A 22,344-nucleotide genomic window follows, 5' to 3' on the forward strand; every position below is an offset into this window, starting at 1 on the left:
AAAGCAAATTTAAAGAGAATAATCTCGGGAAGTTTATGAAATTAGGTTTAATAAGGGATAAATATGGGACCGTTGTGGGTTGATGTTGCAGGCTACGAGCTGACAGCTGAAGACAGAGAAATTTTAGAGCACCCAACTGTTGGTGGTCTCATCTTATTTGCTCGAAACTACCACGATAGCAAACAGTTATCGGCGTTAAACAAAGAAATTCGTAAGGTAGCGAAACGTCCTATTTTGATTGGTGTTGACCAAGAAGGTGGTCGAGTTCAGCGCTTCCGCGATGGCTTTTCAATTATCCCAGCTGCTCAAGAATTCGCGACTAAGAATAACGGTGAACATTTAGCAGAACAGGCTGGCTGGCTGATGGCGGCAGAATTGATTGCCCACGATATCGATCTGAGCTTTGCGCCAGTATTAGACAAAGGCCATGACTGTAAAGCGATTGGTAGCCGAGCGTTTGGCGAAGATATTGATACTATTGTTCGTCATAGCAGCGCTTTCATCAAAGGCATGAAGTCGGTTGGCATGGCGACGACAGGCAAGCACTTCCCTGGACACGGTGGCGTGATTGCTGACTCACACTTAGAGACGCCATATGACCCTAGAGACGACATCTTTGAAACAGACATGGCAATCTTCAAGGCGCAAATTGAAGCTGGAATATTGGATGCCATGATGCCAGCTCACGTGGTTTTCTCTCACTATGATGATCAACCTGCGAGCGGTTCACAGTATTGGCTGCAGAAAGTATTGAAGCAGCAGCTTGGGTTTAAAGGCTTGGTGTTCTCTGATGATTTAACGATGGAAGGCGCTGCCATAATGGGTGGACCAGCCGACAGAGCGAAAGCGGCCTTGAATGCAGGTTGTGACATGGTGTTGATGTGTAATAAACGAGATGCACAAATTGAAGCTCTGGATCACTTAGCGATTCAAGAGGTGCCTTTAGCCAACTCATTGCTTAAAAAACACAGCTTTGATTTGTCGACACTTCACTCGGATGCTAGGTGGAAAGAGACCTCAGAGACGATTAAGCGAATGCTAGGCAGTGAGTGATAAATAAACACATTATAATTTTAGATAAGGCGATATGATAAATATCGCCTTTTTTGTATGTGTGATCCGTGGTTTAAACCTATTTATCTCTTAGAGTGAGTCAAATCTAATGTGTAAAATAAAATTTACACTTAATGTTTTTTATTGTTTACACTTGCAATCGTTTTTTTAGCTGTTATTGTGTTTTTAAAGATTGTTAACCCAAACGGAAATGTTGGGTGTAAAAATAAATATACAGGTTGAGTTATGCAGAAAAGTGAATTAAGCAATGTCAATATCATCGACGAACAGGTACTGATTACTCCTGAGGAGTTAAAAGCAAAACTGCCTTTGAGTGATAATGCTCGTCGTTTCATTCAAGAGTCTCGTCAAACTATCGCAAACATCATTCATAAGAAAGATCATCGCATGCTTGTTGTATGTGGCCCATGTTCTATCCATGACATTGAAGCTGCGAAAGAGTACGCGAAACGCCTTAAAGCCTTATCTGAGCAACTTAGCGATCAACTGTATATTGTTATGCGTGTTTACTTTGAGAAACCTCGTACCACTGTAGGTTGGAAAGGTTTGATCAATGACCCGCATCTAGACGGCACTTTCGATATTGAGCATGGTCTGCATGTTGGTCGTGAGCTACTTGTTGAACTCGCTGAGATGGAAATTCCATTGGCGACTGAAGCATTAGATCCAATCAGCCCGCAATACCTAGCAGATACCTTCAGCTGGGCAGCTATCGGCGCACGTACGACTGAATCTCAAACTCACCGTGAGATGGCAAGTGGTCTTTCAATGCCAATCGGTTTTAAAAACGGCACCGATGGCAACCTAGGCACTGCAATCAACGCAATGCAGGCGGCTTCTTCTAGCCACCGTTTCATGGGTATCAGCCGCGAAGGTCAGGTTGCACTACTAACAACGCAAGGTAACCCAAATGGTCACGTGATTTTACGTGGCGGTAAGCAGACGAACTACGATTCAGTATCGGTACACGAATGTGAGCAAGAGCTGGGTAAATCTGGTTTAGAGGCAGCGCTAATGGTCGACTGTAGCCACGCGAACTCTCGTAAAGATTTCCGTCGCCAACCTTTAGTTGCAGAAGATGTGATTCACCAAATTCGTGAAGGCAACAAGTCGATTATCGGCCTGATGATTGAAAGCCATATTAACGAAGGAAACCAATCTTCGGATATACCTCTCAATGAGATGAAATACGGCGTTTCTATTACCGACGCGTGTATCAATTGGGATTCAACTGAGGCACTATTAAAACATGCACATACGGAATTAGTCCCGTTCTTAGAGAACCGCTTGAAAGGTTAGTCAGAGTTTAAATTTAAGTGCCTCATCTAATGAGGCATTTTAAGATCTGTTGCTAGCGAACCTGCATGATTGTGGGCTTATAGATTGGCACGGGCTTATAGATTAGTAAGGAATAAAATGGCCGTTGAACTGAACGAATTACGCGACCAAATCGATGCTGTCGATAAACAAATGTTGGATTTACTGGCTCAACGCCTTGCTCTAGTAGAGAAAGTAGGCGAAGTAAAAAGTGAACATGGTTTACCTATTTATGTACCAGAGCGTGAAGCTGCGATGCTGGCATCTCGTCGTCAAGAAGCTGAGAAAATAGGGGTTCCACCACAGTTAATCGAAGATATTTTGCGTCGTACTATGCGTGAGTCTTATGCCAGCGAGAAAGATTCTGGCTTTAAGTGTCTTAACCCAGAGTTACGTTCAGTGGTTATCGTTGGTGGTAATGGTCAACTTGGTGGCTTGTTTGGTCGTATGTTCAAACTGTCTGGCTACGAAGTAAAAATCCTTGGCAGCCAAGATTGGGATAAGGCCGACGAAATCTTAGATAATGCTGGGCTTGTGGTTGTTACGGTTCCAATTCACCTAACGGAAGGTGTGATTGCGAAGCTAGGTAATCTACCAAGCGATTGTATTCTATGTGATTTGACGTCAATTAAATCTAAACCTCTACAAGCAATGATGAACATGCATCAAGGCCCAGTAGTTGGATTGCACCCAATGTTTGGCCCTGATGTTCCTAGCCTTGCTAAGCAGGTGATTGTTTACAGTGATGGTCGTGGTTCTGAAAGTTACCAATGGCTACTGAATCAATTTGGTATTTGGGGCGCGAGCCTTTGCCAGATGGATGCAGCTGAACACGATCACGGCATGACCTTGATTCAAGCACTTCGTCACTTCACCTCTTTTGCTTACGGCTTGCACCTGAGTAAAGAGAACCCGAACATTGATCAACTTCTGAAACTAAGCTCGCCAATCTACCGACTTGAGATTGCGATGGTTGGTCGTCTGTTTGCTCAAGACCCGAACTTGTACGGCGATATCATTCTTTCTTCGGATGAGAATATTGAGATGATTCGACGCTTCCATAGCTGTTTCGGAGAAGCGTTAGAAATTCTAGATGGCAAAGATAAGGCTAAGTTTGTTGAGAGCTTCAACCAAGTGAGTGATTGGTTTGGTGACTACTCACAACAATTTTTACAAGAGAGCCAAAGCCTGTTAAAACAAGCACATGACTCGATTCATCGCGGTTAATAGTGTGGTTTGAAAAATAAAAAAGAGCGACCATTTGGTCGCTCTTTTTGTTTGTGTTGAATGCCGATATTGCATCTGGCCTATAGTAGGCGAAATGCATTTGGATCATCATGGGCCAAACGAACAAACCTAGTTAGTCACGATAGGCTCTTTGTTATTCTCGTTCGAGACTCGGTTATCATCGCTGGATACTGTGTCGATAGTTGAACTGATGTAAGGCACGTTAGTTAGGTTGATCTGCAAGCGAACCACGTTATCAATCAGCTGAACGAGTGGGCCCCATTTCACCTTTTTCTCTTTCTCAAACACGTAATTGAAGTTTTCTGGTGTCCAATCCATCAAGTATTGAGGGTTCAATGAGCGACCAAGGAAGCGTACTTCATAATGCAGATGTGGCCCAGTTGAGTTACCTGAGTTACCACAGCTCGCAATCACATCACCTTTACTGACAAACTGACCGCTGCGAACTTTGAATTTTTGCAGATGCGCGTAAGAGCTCATGAAGCCAAATGAATGGCGCATGGTGATAAAGTTACCAAAGCCTTTCTTGCTTGGGCGTACGGTTTCAATCACACCATCTGCCGGTGCTAAGATATCTTCACCACGCTTACAAGTAAGGTCGATACCAGTATGGTTGTGGCGTTTGCCTGTAATTGGGTTAGTACGGCGACCGTATGAAGACGAGATGCGTTGATAAGCCATCGGACTATCATTAGGAATTAAGCGGAACATGGTAGCTCTTACCGCGGAATCGACGGCTGCAGCATCAATACGGTCTTCTAGTGAAACCTCATCGGTGTGTAACTCTTCATCAGCCAGGCCTAGAACGGATTCCACATCGAATACACGCTTACCCAGTAATTGAATCGTACCTTCTTTCTCAGTTAAGGTTTGAGATAGGTTGTGGTTGGTTTCAACTTGTTCCGCGTATAAGAACTCGGTCTGCTCTTTTTCAACAATCAGAGTTTCAATTAACTGTTGTGCATCACCGGCTTGTGCAGCTAGCTTGTTTTTACTCTCAAGGTGCATGTAGGTTGCACCACCAATCAACATCGGTACTGAGAGCAGGGTTGTCATGCATAAGAGTACGGCTTTTCGACCGAAGTAAAACGTCTGTTCCCCCTGACTAGAGGGAATAGTAATGGACACTTTTTTAGACATGGTTCTGTATTAACTAAATGCTTCTAATAGAAAAAGGGTAATGGAGATATTATTCCTTACCTAAGTCGGTAAGGTGTTCAATCTCTCTATAAAGCAGGTCATCGTCACCAACATTAAGCTCAACAAGGCGCTTAAGGTGGCTGATACTATCAATATCTAAATGCTCTATGCGTAAACGCATTGAGGTATTGATGGTAGAGACTATCGTTGCTTCTAACTGAATATTGATATCACTGTTTTCGAGTTTAAAGCTCACTTGAACAGGGACATCATGGCTAAGTTGTTTTGATTCATTGCATTGAATGAGTAAACCATGGAGTGATAAGTCTTGCACTGAGCCTGATACCTTTACTTGTCCTTGTGAGATCTCAGTCGGGACTTGATAAATAACTCGTGAAAATTGACGTCTTTCAACCATAAGTAATCTCTCTATATCGATGCATTACACGTAAGCCAGATATATCAAAGGCCGCTATTATCGCGGCCTTTGTTCAAAATACAAGCTTATTTACTTAGCTATACGCTTGTACTTGATACGGTGCGGCTCTGCCGCTTGTGCGCCTAGAGTCTGCTTAAGCCACTCAGTGTACTCAGTATAGTTACCTTCGTAGAAGTTAACTTGACCTTCATCACGGTAGTCTAAGATATGGGTCGCAATACGGTCAAGGAACCAACGGTCATGCGAGATAACCATTGCACAGCCCGGGAATTCAAGCAGTGCTTCTTCAAGAGCACGTAGCGTTTCAACGTCAAGGTCGTTGGTAGGCTCATCGAGTAGCAGTACGTTACCGCCCGCTTTTAGCAGTTTCGCTAAGTGAACACGGTTACGTTCACCACCAGAAAGCTCACCGATGATCTTCTGTTGGTCGTTGCCTTTAAAGTTGAAACGAGAACAGTAAGCACGCGCAGGGATTTCGAAGTTGTTGATCTTAATGATATCAGCGCCTTCAGAGATCTCTTGGAATACTGTCTTAGTGTCGTCCATGCTGTCACGGAACTGATCAACAGAAGCAAGCTTAACGGTTTCGCCTAGTTCAACTGTACCTGAATCTGGCTGTTCTGCACCGCTTAGCATCTTGAATAGTGTTGATTTACCTGCACCGTTGGCACCAACGATACCGACGATTGCACCCTTAGGCATGCTGAACGATAAGTCGTCGATAAGAACGCGATCACCAAACGATTTAGTTAGGTTGTTCACTTCAAGAACTTTGTCACCTAGACGCTCACCTGGCGGGATAAACAGTTCGTTAGTTTCGTTACGCTTCTGGTATTGGCCAGTTGTCAGTTCTTCAAAACGAGCCATACGAGCTTTAGACTTAGCTTGACGGCCTTTAGGGTTTTGACGAACCCATTCAAGTTCTTTCTCGATTGTCTTTTGACGTGCGCTTTCGCCCGCTTTTTCTTGCTTAAGACGCTCGTCTTTTTGCTCTAGCCAAGACGTGTAGTTACCTTCCCATGGGATACCTTCACCACGGTCAAGTTCTAGAATCCAGCCAGCTGCGTTGTCTAGGAAGTAACGGTCGTGGGTAATCGCCACAACAGTACCACTGTAATCAACAAGGAAGTGCTCAAGCCATGCTACTGATTCTGCATCCAAGTGGTTGGTTGGTTCATCAAGAAGCAGCATGTCTGGCTTTTCAAGAAGTAGACGACAGATAGCAACACGACGACGCTCACCACCTGATAGGAATTCAATTTTCGCATCCCACTCAGGAAGACGAAGTGCATCAGCAGCACGCTCTAGAGCAGTCTCTAGGTTGTGACCGTCTTTTGCTTGAATCAGAGCTTCTAGTTCGCCTTGCTCTTTTGCCAGTGCATCGAAGTCTGCATCTGGTTCTGCGTAAGCTGCGTAAACCGCATCAATACGCTTAAGCGCGTCAGCAACGTCAGAAACCGCTTCTTCTACGATTTCACGAACAGTTTTTGATTCGTCTAGCACAGGCTCTTGTGGTAGATAACCTACTTTAAGGCCTTGTTGTGCACGTGCTTCACCATCAATATCAGTATCAATACCAGCCATGATACGTAGTAGGGTAGATTTACCTGAACCATTTAGACCCAAAACACCGATTTTAGCGCCAGGAAAAAAGCTAAGAGAAATGTCTTTAAGAATTTGACGCTTAGGTGGAACAGTTTTGCTCACCCGAGACATGGTATATACGTATTCAGCCATTGCCGATCGATCCTAATTATTGTTCAAAATTGTCTGCTATTTTATACCAATATCCTCAAAGATGTTACTCCTAGGGCAGAAAAGCCACTCTTGAACTAATCCTTACCTATTATTGTCACATTGGTCATTAAAACTATATTTAATGGGCTTCTGAGGCGAAGTGTTAAATATTAATAATATTTACACTCAAATCCTTTACATTTGATGTGATGTCGGGCGTAAATAGACTTCACGTATTCATACACGCACTAAGGAAAGAGCGAATGTTTTTCCGCATTGGTAATACGAAAATTGCTGTGGCTGCATCGGCAATTTTGTCTTCGGTTTCACTGGCTCCGGTCGCTATGGCTAGCAATGCATCCGAGCTTGAAATGCAGCGTGACTTTTATGACAAAGCGCAAGAGGTTTTAGACAGCCGTGATCTAAAAGCTTACTCCGCGCTGCGTAACAAAATTCAAACATACCCTTTAACACCTTACACCGATTATCGGGCCTTTCTGATTGGCTTAGGTGATCGCACACCTGCTGAGGTCGATGCTTTCATTGAAGAGAACAAGGCATTGCCTTTCTCCAATCGAATACGCGCACCTTATTTGGACTCATTGGCTTCTCAAAAACAGTGGAAGACGATCCTTGAGTTTCAAACCAAAGAGCCTGTCGGTGAAAAATACCAATGTATTTATTATCGAGCGCATTACGAGCAAGGTAACCAAGAGCTTGCCTTTAAAGGAGCTAAACAACTTTGGTTGAGTGGTAGTGGTGTTGATGACGCTTGTGACCCTTTATTTAAAAGCTGGGATCAAGCTGGGCTAAGAACTGATGAGCTGATTCTGGATAGAATGCTGCTAGCGTTCGAGGGCCGTAACGGTAAGTTAATGAGCTATCTGATTAAGCAATTGGATCATGATGAGTCAATTGCTCAAGCGAAGCAGATGAAGGCGTTGTACAACAAGCCTGAAAATGTACTCGCGTTTGCTAAAAAACATCCAGCGAATGAATTCTACCAAGCTCAAACCGAGTTTGCTTTCGAGAAGCTAGCAAGGAAATCATCAAGCAGTGCTCAAAAGGTGTTTGATGATGTCATCAAGGCTCAGAAGTTTTCGAAAGAGAAATCTCAAGAGCTCGCTGATTACCTAACGTTTCGTCTGATCAACACCGACTCTGAAGAGTTAATGGTGTGGCGCGACAAAATGCTCGCGAGTTCATCAAAGCAAGTTCTGCTGGAACGACGTGCTCGCTTAGCAATTCAACATGCCGATTGGACGGGTTTGAAAGAGTGGATAGCGCGCTTGGATGATAAACATCAGGCTTCGCTTCGTTGGCAATATTGGCAGGGCAGAGCTGAAATCGCGACGGGCGATACTGACAAAGGCAATAAGCGACTGTCAGATATCTTGGGTCAGCGTAATTTCTACAGTGTGGCTGCGGCTAAGCAGTTAGGTAAGCCAGTTCAATATCCAACATCGACACTTAAATACAATGCTGAAACAGTGAAGCCATTCGACACCTCTTTGGTGCGTATTGGTGAACTGATTGACCGAGACAAAATTGCGGCAGCGAAAAGTGAATGGCGCTGGTTACTGACCAATGCAGATAAAGAGCAAAAAGAGATGCTTGCCGCTTACGCTGCGACACAGCGTTGGAATCACTTTACCGTAACAGCGAGTATCTCTGCGAAGATGTGGGATAACATTGCGCTGCGCTTCCCTGTTGCTCATAAGTGGTGGTTTAACTTCTACGCTGAAAAGCACGATCTCGATCCAATCACTTTGATGTCTTTAGCAAGACAAGAGAGTGCGATGGATTCAGAAGCTCGCTCTCCAGTTGGCGCGCGTGGCATTATGCAAATTATGCCCAAGACGGCGCAATACACAGCGAACAAACATAAGATTAAGTATCAGGGCAGCGATGATCTTTATGATGTCGGCAAAAACATTGAGATTGGCAGTCACTACTTAGATGGTTTACTCGCTCAATATGATGACAACCGTATCTTTGCGTTTGCGGCTTATAATGCTGGACCTAGCCGTGTGAAACAGTGGCGTTCACGCAGCGATGAAAAGCTCGATGCCTTTGCATTTATCGAAATGATCCCATTCAAAGAGACGCGCGGCTACGTTCAGAATATCTTGATGTTTGAGACCTACTATCGAGATATCTTGGGTGAGAAAGGGACGTTTTTAGCGCCCCATGAGGCAAAAACGAAATACTAAGCCTTCGGCATTTGGCCCGAAACTGAGTAAGAATAAAGGCAGTGAGTGCTAACCATTTCCACTTACTGCCTTTTTACATTGGATCGCATCAAGTGTTTCGGTATAAAGTGTTAAACGCTTTCAATCGTTAAGCGACTCTTTAAAGTCAGAATTTAAAAGTAAGTGTAGAGATATGGCATCACAACCTGAATATGATAATTGGCAACAACTGATGGACTTGGTAAAGACGGCTGTCGAAAAAGATCAGCACGAGCTGTTGTTGACTATGATGATGACACCAGACGAGCGAGATGCTCTGGTTGCTCGAATTAATATCTTTTGTGAGCTGATGAAAGGCGATATGTCTCAACGACAGGTGAGTCAAATGCTGGGCGTAGGCGTAGCGACGATAACCAGAGGCTCAAATGAGCTAAAGGCCAAATCTGAGCAAGAGAAAGTCGTGATCGCCGACCTATTGCTAAAGTAATAATGGAATTAAGCTATCACGCGATAGTATGAATACGAATTCGATAAAAAACGCTAACTGGATGTTAGCGTTTTTTGTTTCTGAAGATTGTTCTTGGAATCTTTTGAAGTTTAAGGAAGCCTCAAATACTAAATAGGAAAGTGTTCAGGATTCACAAATGGGATCAGAGCCAAAATTAAAGCTTGATGATAGACCGAACTGCGTGACAATTGGTTATGTGTCAGTAGGCCAATGGCACCACCTTTCTGTTTGATATTGTCGGTACCAAACACTTCATCCATCACATCCCCTAACTCGTTTGCATGCTCTAGTTTCTCAAGCACGGCTGGTGGCAGCATCAGACTTGCTGAACGAGACTCGCCACGTTGGCCATTCGTTTCGATCACCATCCAGGCAAAGGTGACGTTTGTTTCTATCCCCGCTTCTAGACCAACATAGAAGTCTGCATCAGGCTGAGCTTGAGTTGCGTTGTGAACTCGATTCACGGCACCTTGATAGGTTTCATCATTGCTCATCGGTTGATCGGCGACACCACTAGGGACGCTGATGCCTTTGAAATCAAATTCAGTATCAGGAAAAGCAGATAAGAACGCACTTTTAACGGCGTTTATTTTAGCTGGGTTCAGCGATGCGATGATTACAGATTTCATGTGTCGGATTCTTTTTGTTGTCGATTAGATTGAGTTGATGTTGTCGGTACCAGTCACTCAACTCTTCTAGTGGCATGGGTTTACCAAAGTAATAGCCTTGCAGCATATCGCACTGTGCATCCTGTAACCACTGGTGCATGTCTTGAGTTTCAATCCCTTCGGCGGTGACCTTTTTCCCCTGAGCATGACACAACCCGATAACCGGTTTTACGATGTTCTGGTTATTGGTCTCAATCAAGGTATCCAAAAACGCTTTATCCAATTTAATTTTCTGAGTTGGATACTGCACCAGTTGAGTGATAGAGGTGTAACCGGAACCAAAATCATCAATCGCAAGTCGATAGCCCATGCATGCCAGTTCGTTCAGCAATGGAAAACCTTCTGAATTTGAGTAAAAGGTTTCAGTGATTTCAAAATCGATTAGGCTTGGTGGAATTCGATTTAACTCCGCGTGTTCTTTAATGAAACCCGCAAGATGAGTGGTTTCAATGCCAGCAGAAGATAGGTTGATCGACAATTGAATTGAGTGATCAAATTGAGCCTGAAGTCGATGGAATGAAGCAAACGCATTCTGTATTACCCAGCGGTCAACATGTTCAAACAGCCCGGTTTGTTCGGCTATTGGAATGAACTCATCTGGTGGAACCAAACCAAGTTGCTTTGAATTCCAACGCAATAACACCTCAACGCCAATAACATCAGTCCCGGTGGAATCCATGTAGGGCATGTAAACGAGCCTGAATTCATCATCAAAATTCTTACCTCTAAGCGCACGTTCAATATCTGCTTGGCGCTGAATGGCTTTGTCTAAATCCCGTGAATAGTCAGCAAATTGGTTTTTACCGGCACGCTTGGCTTGGTACATCGCGGTATCCGCGTTGGACAGAAGCTTCTCGATTGAGTTGCCATCATTAGGGTAGGTCGCAATACCAATACTGACCGTGATCGGAAAGCTGCCTGATTCGGTGACAAAGCCTTTTTGCAGTGGAGTGAGCAAATCGTTCGAGAATCGATGCGCGACATTTCCTCGGTGACTAGGAGCGTTAATGTAGACAACGAACTCGTCTCCAGAAAGTCGGGCTGGCATACAATGAGCGTCGAATTCCTCTTTATAATGACGACAAATATCTGAAATACGCTGAGCAAAAGAAACCAGAATCGAGTCGCCGATTTGATGCCCGTATTTGTCGTTCACAAACTTGAAGTTGTCCAAGTCAAAATAGAGAACCCAGGTTTCGGTATTCGAACTCGGTTTTGGCAACGATTGCTGAACGAAGGTTTGAAACTGATGCCTATTGGCTATTTGGGTTAACTGATCATTTTCGGCCAAGAGCTTGGTTTGCTGGTAGGTGTTGTCTAGCTCTTGGTACATGTCATAAAAACGCTGTGATAAGCGGCCAAGTTCATCACGAGTGCCTAAGCGTTCAATGTTCTTACGTTGTTTTTTTTCGACTTGCTGTAGCTGTCGATCGAGCCGTGTTATTGGAGTAATCACAGTGCGAGACAGAAGCATGAGTAGCAGAGCGACAGTTACAAACGCAGACAGTGCAAACGACAAACTCAGCTTGTTCCAAATTGAATCGAGCTTGTTTTCCAACAGGAATTGCGCCGGATCGACCGTGGCGTACAGTTCTGGTGCAAGCTTGACTGAGTGAGTAACATCATTTTCCAAAGAAACCGCTATGGATGTGAAGAACAAGCTGGTTTGGTAGTCGAACTCTATCTGTTTTCTCAGCGCATTAAATTTGTCGAGAGAGACAGAGACAACAACAAAGAACACATCGTCGGGTTGATTGTTAACGGTTGGGAAAATCGCTTTTCTATCTACCTTGTCATAGTGAACCAACATCCCTTCGCCTTGGGAGTTTTGAATATAGTTGGTACTCGATGTTGCTAAGGTGTCTTGATAGTGCAGGTCAACATACTCCAATATCTTACTGTCAATCTGAGTGCGTGAGTCATTGCTATTATCCGCGTAATAACGCAGTTTTCGATCACCATTAAGAAGCGCTAAACCTGTATAGCTTTCATCGTCATCTTGCAGGAAATGAATGGCTTCTCGAAGATTACTGACCAGTTCAAGATCGCGAGATAGATTTTGATCAGTGAGAAAATAACGCTTCACCATATCACTCTGGGTCAAGGTGTAAGAGTAGCTATTGAGGAACGAACGAGATTGGCGAAAGTATCCGGCTAGTTTTTCCATGTTCAGTTGAAGTGCGTTGTCTTCGCGTTTGATGAAACTGCTTTTTTGCGTCGAATAAATAATATAGCTAGAAGCCGCGGTACTGATCAGTATCACAGGGGCTATTAGTAGTAAGATTTTAGTACTTAGCTTCATAGTTAATGACAACACTATTTATAAATTAAGCGCATAAGTTTATGTTACTTAATGCTTACTCGCTATTAATTATACGTAGTTCGATGATTTCCTGTGAAGGGGGTAAGGTTTTGTCTTTATTGATAAAAAAAGCCACTAATGAGTTTTTGTTAGAAAGGCTCAAGTAGTGGAGAGAGTAAGCGTGCCGAATGTGCGAAACAAGTGAATTGTGTTTCAGGCATGCTAGGGTGAGTTTTCTTAGCGAGAATAGTACTCGACTAGAGGGTGATTTAAGTATTTGGCCTGCTGTAGGCCAAATACTTATGTTAGCTAAAAGCTGATACTCACTTTCAGCTATGACAACTTAACTTGAGTCGCTTTGATGTTCTCACTTGGGTAGCAACCCAACACCTTAAGGTGGCGAGTAATGGCTGTTAGTTCCGTTATCGCTTGTTGCATATTATCTGAATCCAGATGCGCCTCTAAATCGACATAGAACATCTCTTCCCAAGGGTTACCCATGATAGGACGAGATTCTAGCTTAGTCATGTTGATGCCTAAGCGTTGCAGGATCAGTAGTGTTTCTACCAAAGAACCCGCCTCTTGAGATGTCGACATGATGAGCGTTGTTTTCGCTGGTATTTGAGTCGATACTTCAACAGGCTTACGCGCCACAACGATGAAACGAGTGTGGTTCTCTGTTTGGTTTGCAATATTGCTCTGGATTGGCTGTAGTCCATAAAGCTTACCGCTCGATGCATTACCAATAGCAGCTACGTCATTACCACCCAATTCTTTAACTTTTTTCATTGCATCAGCGGTGCTTGCGCAAGACTCAAGGTTGACACCCTTAAGGCGGCTCAAGAACTCACTGCATTGTTGATGAGGTTGTGGGTGCGAGTAGAGTGTTTTGATGTCTTCTAAACGGATATCACTTTTAGCAACAAGGCAGTGCTCAATCGGTTGAGAAAGTTCGCCAACAATGTATAGAGTCGTATGCTGTAACAGGTCGTAGACCTCGTTAATTGACCCTGAACTGGTGTTCTCAATCGGCAGGACACCGTAGTCGGCATGGCCAGACTCTACTGTTGATGCGACTTCTTTGAAGTGATTACAGTTCAGCTCAATCAATTCCATATTCTTGCGGCTGAAGTATTCGCGGCTCGCAAGGTGAGAATACGATCCCTTAGAACCTAAGAATGCAACGCGAGCCAATGGTTTACGGCTTTGCGGGTTCGCTAGGTTTTGTAAGTATGACTGTTGTAGTAAAACGGAATCTTCGATGATGGTGTGAAACAGCTTGGTAATGTACTGCGCATCAAGTTCGTATTTATCTTTGCCGTTGTTGATCAGCTTAACTAATAGTTGTTGTTCTCGTACTGCATCACGAACTGGTTTTGATGTCTCTACTTTGCTTTTAGCGACTTCGATACTTAGCTTGCGACGCTCTGAAAGTAACTTCAGGAGTTCGTCGTCTAAATCATTAAGACGAAGGCGGATATCATCCAGTGAAATTGAGCGGTCAGTCATAAATGTGTCCTTATAAAAAAGCCTCCCTAGTGTGGGAGGCTTCTTGTTCGTTTTTGACTTGTTTTTCTAAAACGACTTAGCCTCCGATTTACGGAAGAAAAAAGAAGTCAAAAATAAACAAAGATTGAGTGTGCATAAAAAGTGATTGTTTTATGAATGTTTAAACACAATAAGCAAGCGAGCTACGAGCGTCAAGCAAAAAAATAGCGCCCTGAGGCGCTATTTTTTAATCTGTTCTCTTTCCTTATTCTACTTCAGCTTCTAGCTCTTCGATTTCAGGCTTTTCAGCGCGGCGCGCTTCTGGTTTATGGCGTAGCTTGTTGAGTTGACGCTCTAGTTTTTGTTCTACTTCGTTGATCGCTACGTAGAGGTCGTCATGGATTGATGAAGCAACAAGTTGGCCTTTTGGTACGGTTAATACCGCTTCAAATTTCTTCTTCTTGTTTGGTTCTTCGCTAAAGCTCGCTTGGCAGCCAATGATGTCTACTTGCCATTTATCTAGCTTTTTAAATTTGCTTTCTATGTGATCACGGATTGCAGAGGTAATGTCGATGTTTTTACCAGTGATGTTCATTTTCATAGAAGTTTTCCTCTGTTGTATCCCTCATGGGTTAACTTCAGATTACGACTTTTAGGAATAAAGAATGTGATCTAGATCTTGTTTTGGTTGGGTGGGATAAGCATTAAAATCAAATGTGATCTTACGCAAGTCTTAGTATCTTTTTGGCGAAAAATGCTTGTTATCCTTATGAAAAACGATAACTTGGAGGCAAGGCTTCGCTAAAAATTAAATCAGTTTTTAGGGGCGTCCTACAGCCTATGGAAAGTGCTTGATTGAAATTTACTCAATAGTGTTTTGTGATATAGGTCTTGTAATATAGGTCGCTACATAAGCTTCTTCAGAATTAGATAAACAAAAGCCGCATAAGTATTCTTATGCGGCTTTTGTGTTTTTTAGCTTTACCTAATACCTTTGGCTCCCCAGCTCTGGGATGGAGGCGATCCTAGTCGTTAGTGTTCAGTAATCTCGCTGTGCCGTCCTCTCGGATAGCATTGATAGCTTGTAATTGTTTATAGATTACGAAGTAACGATTGATGTTGGCAACATAGGTTACGGGTTCTTTACTCACGTATTTGCGAGTGATGATTTCTACGTTTTTAAACCAGATGTTTGGGTTGTAACCTTTCTGCTTGGCAATGCTCCTCATCTTTCTGATCTTAGCAGGACCAGCGTTGTAAGAAGCCAAGGTAAAGTAGATTTGATTGTCGGGTGATATTGCCGGGTCGTCAAAATATCGGTCTTTGATAAAGCGCATATACTTCACACCCGCATGGATGTTGTTATCCACCTTATGGATGTTCTTGATGTTGACGTTTTTATCTTTGGCGGTACTCGGTAATACCTGCATCACACCAATAGCCCCGCGATGAGAAATCCGGCTCTGATCCAGTCCTGATTCTTGGAAACCTTGAGCTGACATCATTAAAGGATCAAATTCATACTTGCTCGAATACTTTTCAAAGACATCTGAGAGTTTAGCTACTCGGTCTACTTTATTGGGGTTGAGTGCTCGGCCTAACCAGCGAGTATTGTCGATGTATTTCTGGTAGATGACATTCCCAAGCAGGGTGCCTGTTCGTGCGGTCTTGACGTATTTGTTTATCTCTTTCTTCAGTTGAGGGCTGTCTTTTCTTAAAGCCCAAGCAATACGACCATTTTCTCGTAAAGGTAAGTCGTTATGGACTTGAATGTTTTCCATTACATCGATCCAGAGCTTGGCTTTATGGTTATCCAGAATTGTGCCTTGTATATAACCTTGGTTAACCAGTTCTATCAGCTCGTAGTCTTGTAATGACTCCTCGATAAAGTGGACATGCAGTGGTGGTAAACCTAGCTCGTTAAGCTCCTTATTAACTCTTTGTACACTCTCGAAGTAACTCGAGCTTGCTCGTATCCACACCTCTTTGCCACTCAATTGCTTGATTTCGGTGATAGGTTCGGCCTTTTTCCCTGTGATAATGAGTTCTTTACCATCTTTAATCATCGGATCCGAAAAATCGATGGTTCGTAATCGTTTATCGGTGATCGTTAGGTTAGCGACAGCGACATCACCATAGCCAGACTCTAAAGAGGGAAGTAGATCATCTCGTTGCACGGGGATGATTTGAACATTGAGATAGGGATGTTTCTTACGAAGGCTTTTCTCAAAGTGGTAGAGCATTTCTGCCACGATGCCTTTTGGCTTGCCATCCTCGATGTAATAGAAACCAAGATCGGCAGACACTAGCACTCTAACCGTTCCTTTGGTTTTGAGCACATCCAAGTCACCCATGTAAGGCTTATTGCTTAATGGAGACAGTTCTAATGCGTAGGATAAGTGGCTAAATAGCGATATCCAGATAAATAATAACAACCTACTCACATCCACACTCCATGTTGATGTTTTGTTAAAAGTTATCTTTTGAAGATACCGTGTATTATGCGATCCATCAAGTTTGCGATATGTAGATGAAAAAAAGCGCGCTAGTAAATTAGCGCGCTTTTAGGATTGAGATGTAAGAGGTTTGATTAAGGTAGTGGGTTTAACTCAATCAACTTTTCTGTTCTTAACACAGCGTCATCTAGGCCGAGTTGTTGATAAGCTTTTAGCTGGATATCTAAAGACTTACGCGCAGCAATGGTGTCTGGGTAAGTTTTTTGCAGCTCTTGCGTTCTGTTGATCGCAGCAATCCAAGCTTCGCGGCGTAGGTAGAAATCAGCGGTTGCTAAGTCATACTCTGCTAGGCGGTTCTTAAGTGCGAACATGCGTTTTTGTGCATCTTCAGCATAAGGGCTACTAGGGAAACGTTCGAGTAGTCGCTTGAAGTCAGCAAACGCAAGTTTCACTGGTTCAGGATCTCGGTCACTACGGTCGATATTAAAAATATCGTGCATGAAGTTTCGGTCTTGCGCCATGTGCGTTAAGCCGCGCATGTAAAGAACCCAGTCTTGTTTCTCATGCGTTGGGTTCAAACGTAGGAAACGTGAAATGGTAGCGAGGCCAAGTGCCAAGTCATCATTTTTGTAGTAAGCGTAAATCAGATCGAGCTGTACTTGCTCAGAATAGGCGCCGAATGGGTAACGTGAGTCTAGGGCTTCTAGCTTTTCTATTGCTGAAAGCCAGCTACCGCTCTGCAGTGATTCTTGAGCGTCAGAGTAGAGAACCGATGGTGGTACATCTGGCACTATCTCTTCACTACTTGAACAACCAACCAAGAGTGATACGGCTAATAGACCCGATAAAGTAAGGTGTTTCATGTCAGGCGTCGATTCCTTGAATTAAATATTTCGTAAGCTTCCGTTACTTTCTAACCAGTAACAGATACAATGATGCAATTATTCTATTTTATCCATACTAATGGGTATTAGTCTCACGGTTTTTAAAAAAGTTCGATATGGCTCAGCAGATCACATTAACAGACACAGTAAAAAGCAGCCAGTTAGGTCAACGTTTAGACCAAGCTGTCGCTGAACTATTTACCGATTTTTCTCGCTCTCGCATTAAAGAGTGGCTTCTTGACGGCAAAATCCAAGTGGATGGCGAAGTTATTACAAAGCCGCGCGTTAAGGTTTTGGGCGGTGAAGAGATCATCTTGCAAGCTGAACTTGCAGATGAAGAGCGCTGGGAAGCACAAGATATTCCTCTAAACATTGTCTACGAAGATGATGACTTATTGGTTATCAATAAGCCTCGCGATCTGGTTGTACACCCAGGCGCAGGCACACCGGATGGAACCATACTAAACGCATTGCTTTTCCATTACCCACAGATTGCAGAAGTGCCTCGTGCAGGTATTGTGCACCGTCTTGATAAAGACACAACAGGCCTTATGGTTGTGGCTAAAACGGTTCCAGCTCAAACTCGTCTTGTGCGTGCGCTTGCTAAGCGTCGTATTACTCGTGAGTATGAAGCAATTGCAATTGGCAAAATGACCGCTGGTGGTGTGGTAGAAAAAGGCATTAGCCGTCACGCAACTAAGCGTACTCTAATGGACGTAAATGAATTAGGGAAACCAGCGGTAACTCACTACCGTGTTGCTGAGCACTTCCGCGAGCATACTCGTATTCGTCTACGCCTAGAAACGGGTCGTACTCACCAAATCCGTGTTCACATGTCATACCTTCAGCACCCGCTGCTAGGTGACGTTGCATACGGTGGCCGTGCTCGTATTCCAAAAGGTGCATCTGAAGAACTAACGACCATGATTCGTTCTTTTGATCGCCAAGCGCTACACGCTGTTATGCTTAAATTTGTTCACCCAATTACAGGTGAAGAAGTTGAGTTCCACGCTCCTGTGCCAAATGACATGGTTGTGATGGCTGAAGCGTTACGTGTTGATGCGCGCGAAAACTTGGAAGACGACATTTAATCATGTCGATGATCATCCCTAACTGGAATGCACCAAAAAACGTGAAAGCATTTGCTTCGACACGTTTTGATGGTTTTTCTACTGGTGCGTATCAAGGATTAAACCTAGGTACGCATGTTGGGGATGATACTTCGCTTGTTGAAAACAACAGAGCCTGGCTCAAGCAACACGCTAATATGCCTGCCGCTCCGGTATGGCTACATCAAACTCACTCAACAGATGTCGTTACGGTTTTACACCCTACGGCAGATATTCTTGATGCTGACGGTGCATTTACCACAGCTAAAGATGTTGTTTGTTCTGCGATGACAGCCGATTGCTTACCTGTAATCCTTACTGATACCAAAGGCACTCAAGTTGCTGCAGTTCATGCTGGTTGGCGTGGTCTTGCTGGTGGTATTCTTGAAAATGCCGTCGCAAAGTTTTCAAACTTAGGTTCAGAGAATAAGATCATTGCTTGGCTTGGTCCTGCAATAGGCAAACAAGCTTTTGAAGTAGGCGATGATGTGTTGGAAGCTTTCGTTAGTTTTGACTCTCAAGCTAAGCTCGCATTTGAAGCCAAAGCTGAACCAGGCAAATGGCTAGCGAATATGTCTCAGCTTGCAACGCAACGACTGAACAAAGTTGGTGTAACTTCTGTGACAGACTCTAATCTATGTACCTTCGCTGATGCCGATGCGTTCTATTCTTATCGTCGTGATGGTATTACTGGACGCCAAGCTACTTTTATTTGGCTAGAGTAACCTTTAACTAGTGCAACCAGTCATCCAGCTCATTTATATTTTTATAACAGCTCTATTCTTCATTCTTATCCCTTGAAAATCCGCGTTACCGTATCCATCTTCTAACCATAAGATAAACATATCTAAGAGTAGGAAGGTTGGCATGCGTCTCGATCGATTCACTAGTAAATTCCAAATTGCGATATCTGATGCTCAGTCGCTCGCATTAGGTCGTGATCACCAATATATAGAGCCTGTGCACCTAATGGTGTCTTTGCTTAATCAAGATGGTAGTGCAATTCGTCCATTGCTCACCATGCTGAATATTGATGTGGTTCAATTGCGTTCAAAGCTAAGCGAAATATTAGACCGTGTACCGAAAGTAAGTGGTATCGGTGGTGATGTTCAACTGTCGAATGCAATGGGTACTTTGTTCAACCTATGTGACAAGGTCGCACAAAAGCGTCAAGACACATACATTTCTTCGGAAGTCTTCCTACTTGCCGCAATTGAAGATAAAGGCCCTTTAGGTAACCTGCTTAAAGAGCTAGGCCTTACTGAGCAAAAATTATCTCAAGCTATCGAGCAGGTTCGTGGCGGTCAAAAAGTTGATGACCCAAATGCCGAAGACCGACGCCAAGCGTTAGAGAAGTTCACCATCGATCTGACTGAAAGAGCGGAGCAAGGCAAGCTGGATCCGGTAATTGGCCGAGATGACGAAATCCGCCGTACTATCCAAGTACTTCAGCGTCGTACTAAGAACAACCCAGTCATTATCGGTGAACCTGGTGTTGGTAAGACAGCTATCGTTGAAGGTTTGGCTCAGCGCATTATTAACAATGAAGTGCCAGAAGGTTTAAGAGGCCGACGCGTACTTTCATTAGACATGGGTGCTTTGGTAGCTGGCGCTAAATATCGTGGTGAGTTTGAAGAGCGTTTGAAGTCAGTCCTCAATGAATTGTCTAAAGAAGAGGGCAATATCATTCTCTTCATCGATGAAATTCATACTATGGTCGGCGCTGGTAAAGGTGAAGGCTCTATGGATGCCGGTAACATGCTAAAACCAGCGTTGGCTCGTGGTGAACTCCACTGTGTTGGCGCAACGACTCTTGATGAATACCGTCAATACATAGAGAAAGATCCAGCGTTAGAGCGCCGCTTCCAAAAAGTGCTTGTCGATGAACCAACGGTTGAAGACACGGTGGCGATTCTTCGTGGTTTGAAAGAGCGCTATGAACTTCATCATCATGTAGAAATTACCGACCCAGCAATCGTGGCTGCAGCAACACTATCTCATCGATACGTTTCTGATCGTCAACTGCCGGATAAAGCGATTGATCTGATTGATGAAGCGGCTTCGAGTATCCGTATGCAGATCGACTCAAAACCTGAGTCGCTAGATAAGCTCGAGCGTAAAATCATTCAATTGAAGATCGAGCAGCAAGCTCTTACCAATGAAAATGATGAAGCCAGTGAAAAACGCCTTCGAACATTACAAGAAGAGCTTTCTGACAAAGAACGAGATTTCGCAGAGCTTGAAGAAGTGTGGAATGCAGAGAAAGCCGCGCTTTCTGGCACGCAACACATCAAGTCAGAGCTAGAACAAGCTCGTATGGATATGGATTTTGCGAGACGTGCTGGTGATCTTAACCGAATGTCTGAATTGCAATACGGTCGAATCCCAGAATTAGAGAAGCAGTTAGATCTTGCGACTCAAGCTGAAATGCAAGAAATGACGCTGCTGCGTAATAAGGTCACTGATGCAGAAATTGCAGACGTGCTATCGAAGCAAACAGGCATACCTGTTTCTAAAATGCTAGAAGCCGAGAAAGAGAAGCTTCTTAAAATGGAAGGTGTTCTACATAAGCGAGTTATTGGCCAAGCGGAAGCAGTCGAAGTGGTATCGAATGCGATTCGTCGTAGCCGTGCAGGTTTATCTGATCCAAACAAGCCGATTGGATCTTTCTTATTCCTTGGTCCAACTGGCGTTGGTAAAACGGAGTTGTGTAAAACACTCGCGAACTTCATGTTTGATAGTGACGATGCAATGGTGCGTATCGACATGTCTGAGTTTATGGAGAAACACTCTGTTGCTCGTTTGGTTGGTGCTCCTCCGGGTTACGTTGGATATGAAGAAGGTGGTTACTTAACAGAAGCAGTGCGTCGCAAGCCTTATTCAGTGATTTTGCTAGATGAAGTAGAGAAAGCGCATCCTGATGTTTTCAATATCTTATTGCAGGTGCTTGATGATGGACGCTTAACTGATGGACAAGGTCGTACAGTCGATTTTAGAAACACGGTAGTGATCATGACATCCAACCTTGGCTCTTCGAGAATTCAAGAGAACTTCAATACGCTCGACTACCAAGGAATAAAGAATGAAGTGATGGAAGTGGTAGGTAAACATTTCCGTCCTGAGTTTTTGAACCGAGTTGATGAAAGCGTGGTGTTCCATCCATTGGGTCAAGAGCACATTCAGTCGATAGCCGCTATTCAGCTTGAGCACCTTAAGAAGAGAATGGAAGACAATGGTTATGAGCTTGAAGTTTCGGATAAAGCACTCAAGTTAATTTCTCAAGTTGGTTTTGATCCAGTATATGGTGCACGACCTTTGAAAAGAGCGATTCAACAAAGTGTCGAGAACCCGTTAGCGAAAGCGATACTGGCAGGAAAAATTAATCCAGATAAGAAAGTGCAGCTATTAGTAAACAACGACCGCATTATTGCTCACCAATAGTTGAAGTAAGAACGGTAGGTACGATTGGCCGAAATTAAGGCTTAATCGTACCTATTTTAAACGCTTTGTGTGAATAGTGTTCGAACGGTCGCCGGTGGCGGTTTTTTTTCGTTTTTAGCCTTGTACAAAGGATTATTCTCTCTATAATGCGCCTCCGTTGCCAAGGATAACCAAGCGGTTTGAACTGAGTAACAAGACGGTGATAAGCATTTAAGATGCTTTGAAAAATTAGCTGGAAAAAGTGTTTGACACTGGAATCTAATCCGCTAGAATGGCCGTCCACTTCGAGAGGCTCCTTACTAAAAGGAAGGCTCAACAAGTAAAGCTCTTTAACAATTTAA

General features: G+C 43.6%; 17 protein-coding genes and 1 other annotated feature. Of the genes, 8 read left to right on the forward strand and 9 right to left on the reverse strand.

All coding sequences use genetic code 11. The features are described from left to right. The first annotated feature begins 63 nt into the window (after positions 1–63). The 3 genes from nagZ to tyrA all read left to right on the forward strand — a co-directional run bounded on the left by nagZ (position 64) and on the right by tyrA (position 3,618). The gene (gene nagZ / locus AB4486_RS16865; protein WP_050654338.1) at positions 64–1,053 is read left to right on the forward strand and encodes a beta-N-acetylhexosaminidase; all 990 of its coding nucleotides are present in this window, start codon (positions 64–66) and stop codon (positions 1,051–1,053) included. Positions 1,054–1,299: 246 nt separating this feature from the next. Next, positions 1,300–2,373: a 3-deoxy-7-phosphoheptulonate synthase gene (locus tag AB4486_RS16870; protein WP_017059354.1), complete on the forward strand. Its 1,074-nt coding sequence runs from the start codon at positions 1,300–1,302 to the stop codon at positions 2,371–2,373. 117 nt (positions 2,374–2,490) lie between these two features. Next, positions 2,491–3,618, forward strand: a complete 1,128-nt coding sequence (gene tyrA, locus AB4486_RS16875) for a bifunctional chorismate mutase/prephenate dehydrogenase (protein ID WP_017056144.1) — start codon at positions 2,491–2,493, stop codon at positions 3,616–3,618. Positions 3,619–3,747: 129 nt separating this feature from the next. On the opposite strand, the gene AB4486_RS16880 is transcribed toward tyrA, so the two are convergent. The 3 genes from AB4486_RS16880 to ettA all read right to left on the reverse strand — a co-directional run bounded on the left by AB4486_RS16880 (position 3,748) and on the right by ettA (position 6,955). Further along, the gene (locus tag AB4486_RS16880) at positions 3,748–4,779 is read right to left on the reverse strand and encodes a M23 family metallopeptidase (RefSeq protein WP_372100381.1); all 1,032 of its coding nucleotides are present in this window, start codon (positions 4,777–4,779) and stop codon (positions 3,748–3,750) included. A 49-nt stretch (positions 4,780–4,828) separates the two neighbouring features. Beyond that, complete coding sequence (locus tag AB4486_RS16885) at positions 4,829–5,197, reverse strand: PilZ domain-containing protein (protein ID WP_017059356.1); 369 nt, start codon at positions 5,195–5,197, stop codon at positions 4,829–4,831. A gap of 90 nt (positions 5,198–5,287) precedes the next feature. Continuing rightward, complete coding sequence (ettA, locus tag AB4486_RS16890; RefSeq protein WP_017056147.1) at positions 5,288–6,955, reverse strand: energy-dependent translational throttle protein EttA; 1,668 nt, start codon at positions 6,953–6,955, stop codon at positions 5,288–5,290. A gap of 263 nt (positions 6,956–7,218) precedes the next feature. On the opposite strand from ettA, the gene sltY reads away from it, so the two are divergent. Further along, the gene (sltY, locus tag AB4486_RS16895) at positions 7,219–9,168 is read left to right on the forward strand and encodes a murein transglycosylase (protein ID WP_372117839.1); all 1,950 of its coding nucleotides are present in this window, start codon (positions 7,219–7,221) and stop codon (positions 9,166–9,168) included. A 172-nt stretch (positions 9,169–9,340) separates the two neighbouring features. Further along, entirely contained in the window at positions 9,341–9,634 is a 294-nt protein-coding gene (gene trpR / locus AB4486_RS16900) for a trp operon repressor (RefSeq protein WP_017059358.1), read from the forward strand. Between the two features lie 128 nt (positions 9,635–9,762). Here trpR and yjjX read toward each other — a convergent pair whose 3' ends face one another. The 6 genes from yjjX to AB4486_RS16930 all read right to left on the reverse strand — a co-directional run bounded on the left by yjjX (position 9,763) and on the right by AB4486_RS16930 (position 17,432). Continuing rightward, complete coding sequence (gene yjjX / locus AB4486_RS16905) at positions 9,763–10,284, reverse strand: inosine/xanthosine triphosphatase (RefSeq protein ID WP_017059359.1); 522 nt, start codon at positions 10,282–10,284, stop codon at positions 9,763–9,765. After that, positions 10,247–12,625, reverse strand: a complete 2,379-nt coding sequence (locus AB4486_RS16910) for a putative bifunctional diguanylate cyclase/phosphodiesterase (RefSeq protein WP_372117841.1) — start codon at positions 12,623–12,625, stop codon at positions 10,247–10,249. The genes yjjX and AB4486_RS16910 overlap by 38 nt, the downstream gene beginning before the upstream one ends. Before the next feature lie 333 nt (positions 12,626–12,958). Continuing rightward, positions 12,959–14,134, reverse strand: a complete 1,176-nt coding sequence (gene pheA / locus AB4486_RS16915) for a prephenate dehydratase (RefSeq protein WP_017059361.1) — start codon at positions 14,132–14,134, stop codon at positions 12,959–12,961. Positions 14,135–14,146: 12 nt separating this feature from the next. Beyond that, positions 14,147–14,268, reverse strand: a sequence feature (Phe leader region). Positions 14,269–14,378: 110 nt separating this feature from the next. Continuing rightward, the gene (hpf, locus tag AB4486_RS16920) at positions 14,379–14,714 is read right to left on the reverse strand and encodes a ribosome hibernation-promoting factor, HPF/YfiA family (protein WP_004735034.1); all 336 of its coding nucleotides are present in this window, start codon (positions 14,712–14,714) and stop codon (positions 14,379–14,381) included. 424 nt (positions 14,715–15,138) lie between these two features. Continuing rightward, positions 15,139–16,563, reverse strand: a complete 1,425-nt coding sequence (locus tag AB4486_RS16925) for a lytic transglycosylase F (RefSeq protein WP_346393666.1) — start codon at positions 16,561–16,563, stop codon at positions 15,139–15,141. 140 nt (positions 16,564–16,703) lie between these two features. Then, the gene (locus tag AB4486_RS16930) at positions 16,704–17,432 is read right to left on the reverse strand and encodes an outer membrane protein assembly factor BamD (protein ID WP_017059363.1); all 729 of its coding nucleotides are present in this window, start codon (positions 17,430–17,432) and stop codon (positions 16,704–16,706) included. A 137-nt stretch (positions 17,433–17,569) separates the two neighbouring features. On the opposite strand from AB4486_RS16930, the gene rluD reads away from it, so the two are divergent. From rluD to clpB, 3 genes are all read left to right on the forward strand, one after another. Continuing rightward, positions 17,570–18,544 carry a 23S rRNA pseudouridine(1911/1915/1917) synthase RluD gene (gene rluD, locus AB4486_RS16935; protein WP_017059364.1) on the forward strand — a complete coding sequence of 325 codons (975 nt, stop codon included), beginning with the start codon at positions 17,570–17,572 and terminating at the stop codon, positions 18,542–18,544. Between the two features lie 2 nt (positions 18,545–18,546). Next, entirely contained in the window at positions 18,547–19,287 is a 741-nt protein-coding gene (gene pgeF, locus AB4486_RS16940; protein ID WP_017071396.1) for a peptidoglycan editing factor PgeF, read from the forward strand. Positions 19,288–19,429: 142 nt separating this feature from the next. Beyond that, positions 19,430–22,003 (forward strand): ATP-dependent chaperone ClpB, encoded by a 2,574-nt coding sequence (gene clpB / locus AB4486_RS16945; RefSeq protein ID WP_065584733.1) that lies wholly within the window; start codon positions 19,430–19,432, stop codon positions 22,001–22,003. Positions 22,004–22,344 lie beyond the last annotated feature (341 nt).

It is taken from the genome of Vibrio sp. 10N.222.55.C6 (genome assembly GCF_041473395.1).
GTDB lineage: Bacteria > Pseudomonadota > Gammaproteobacteria > Enterobacterales > Vibrionaceae > Vibrio > Vibrio crassostreae_C.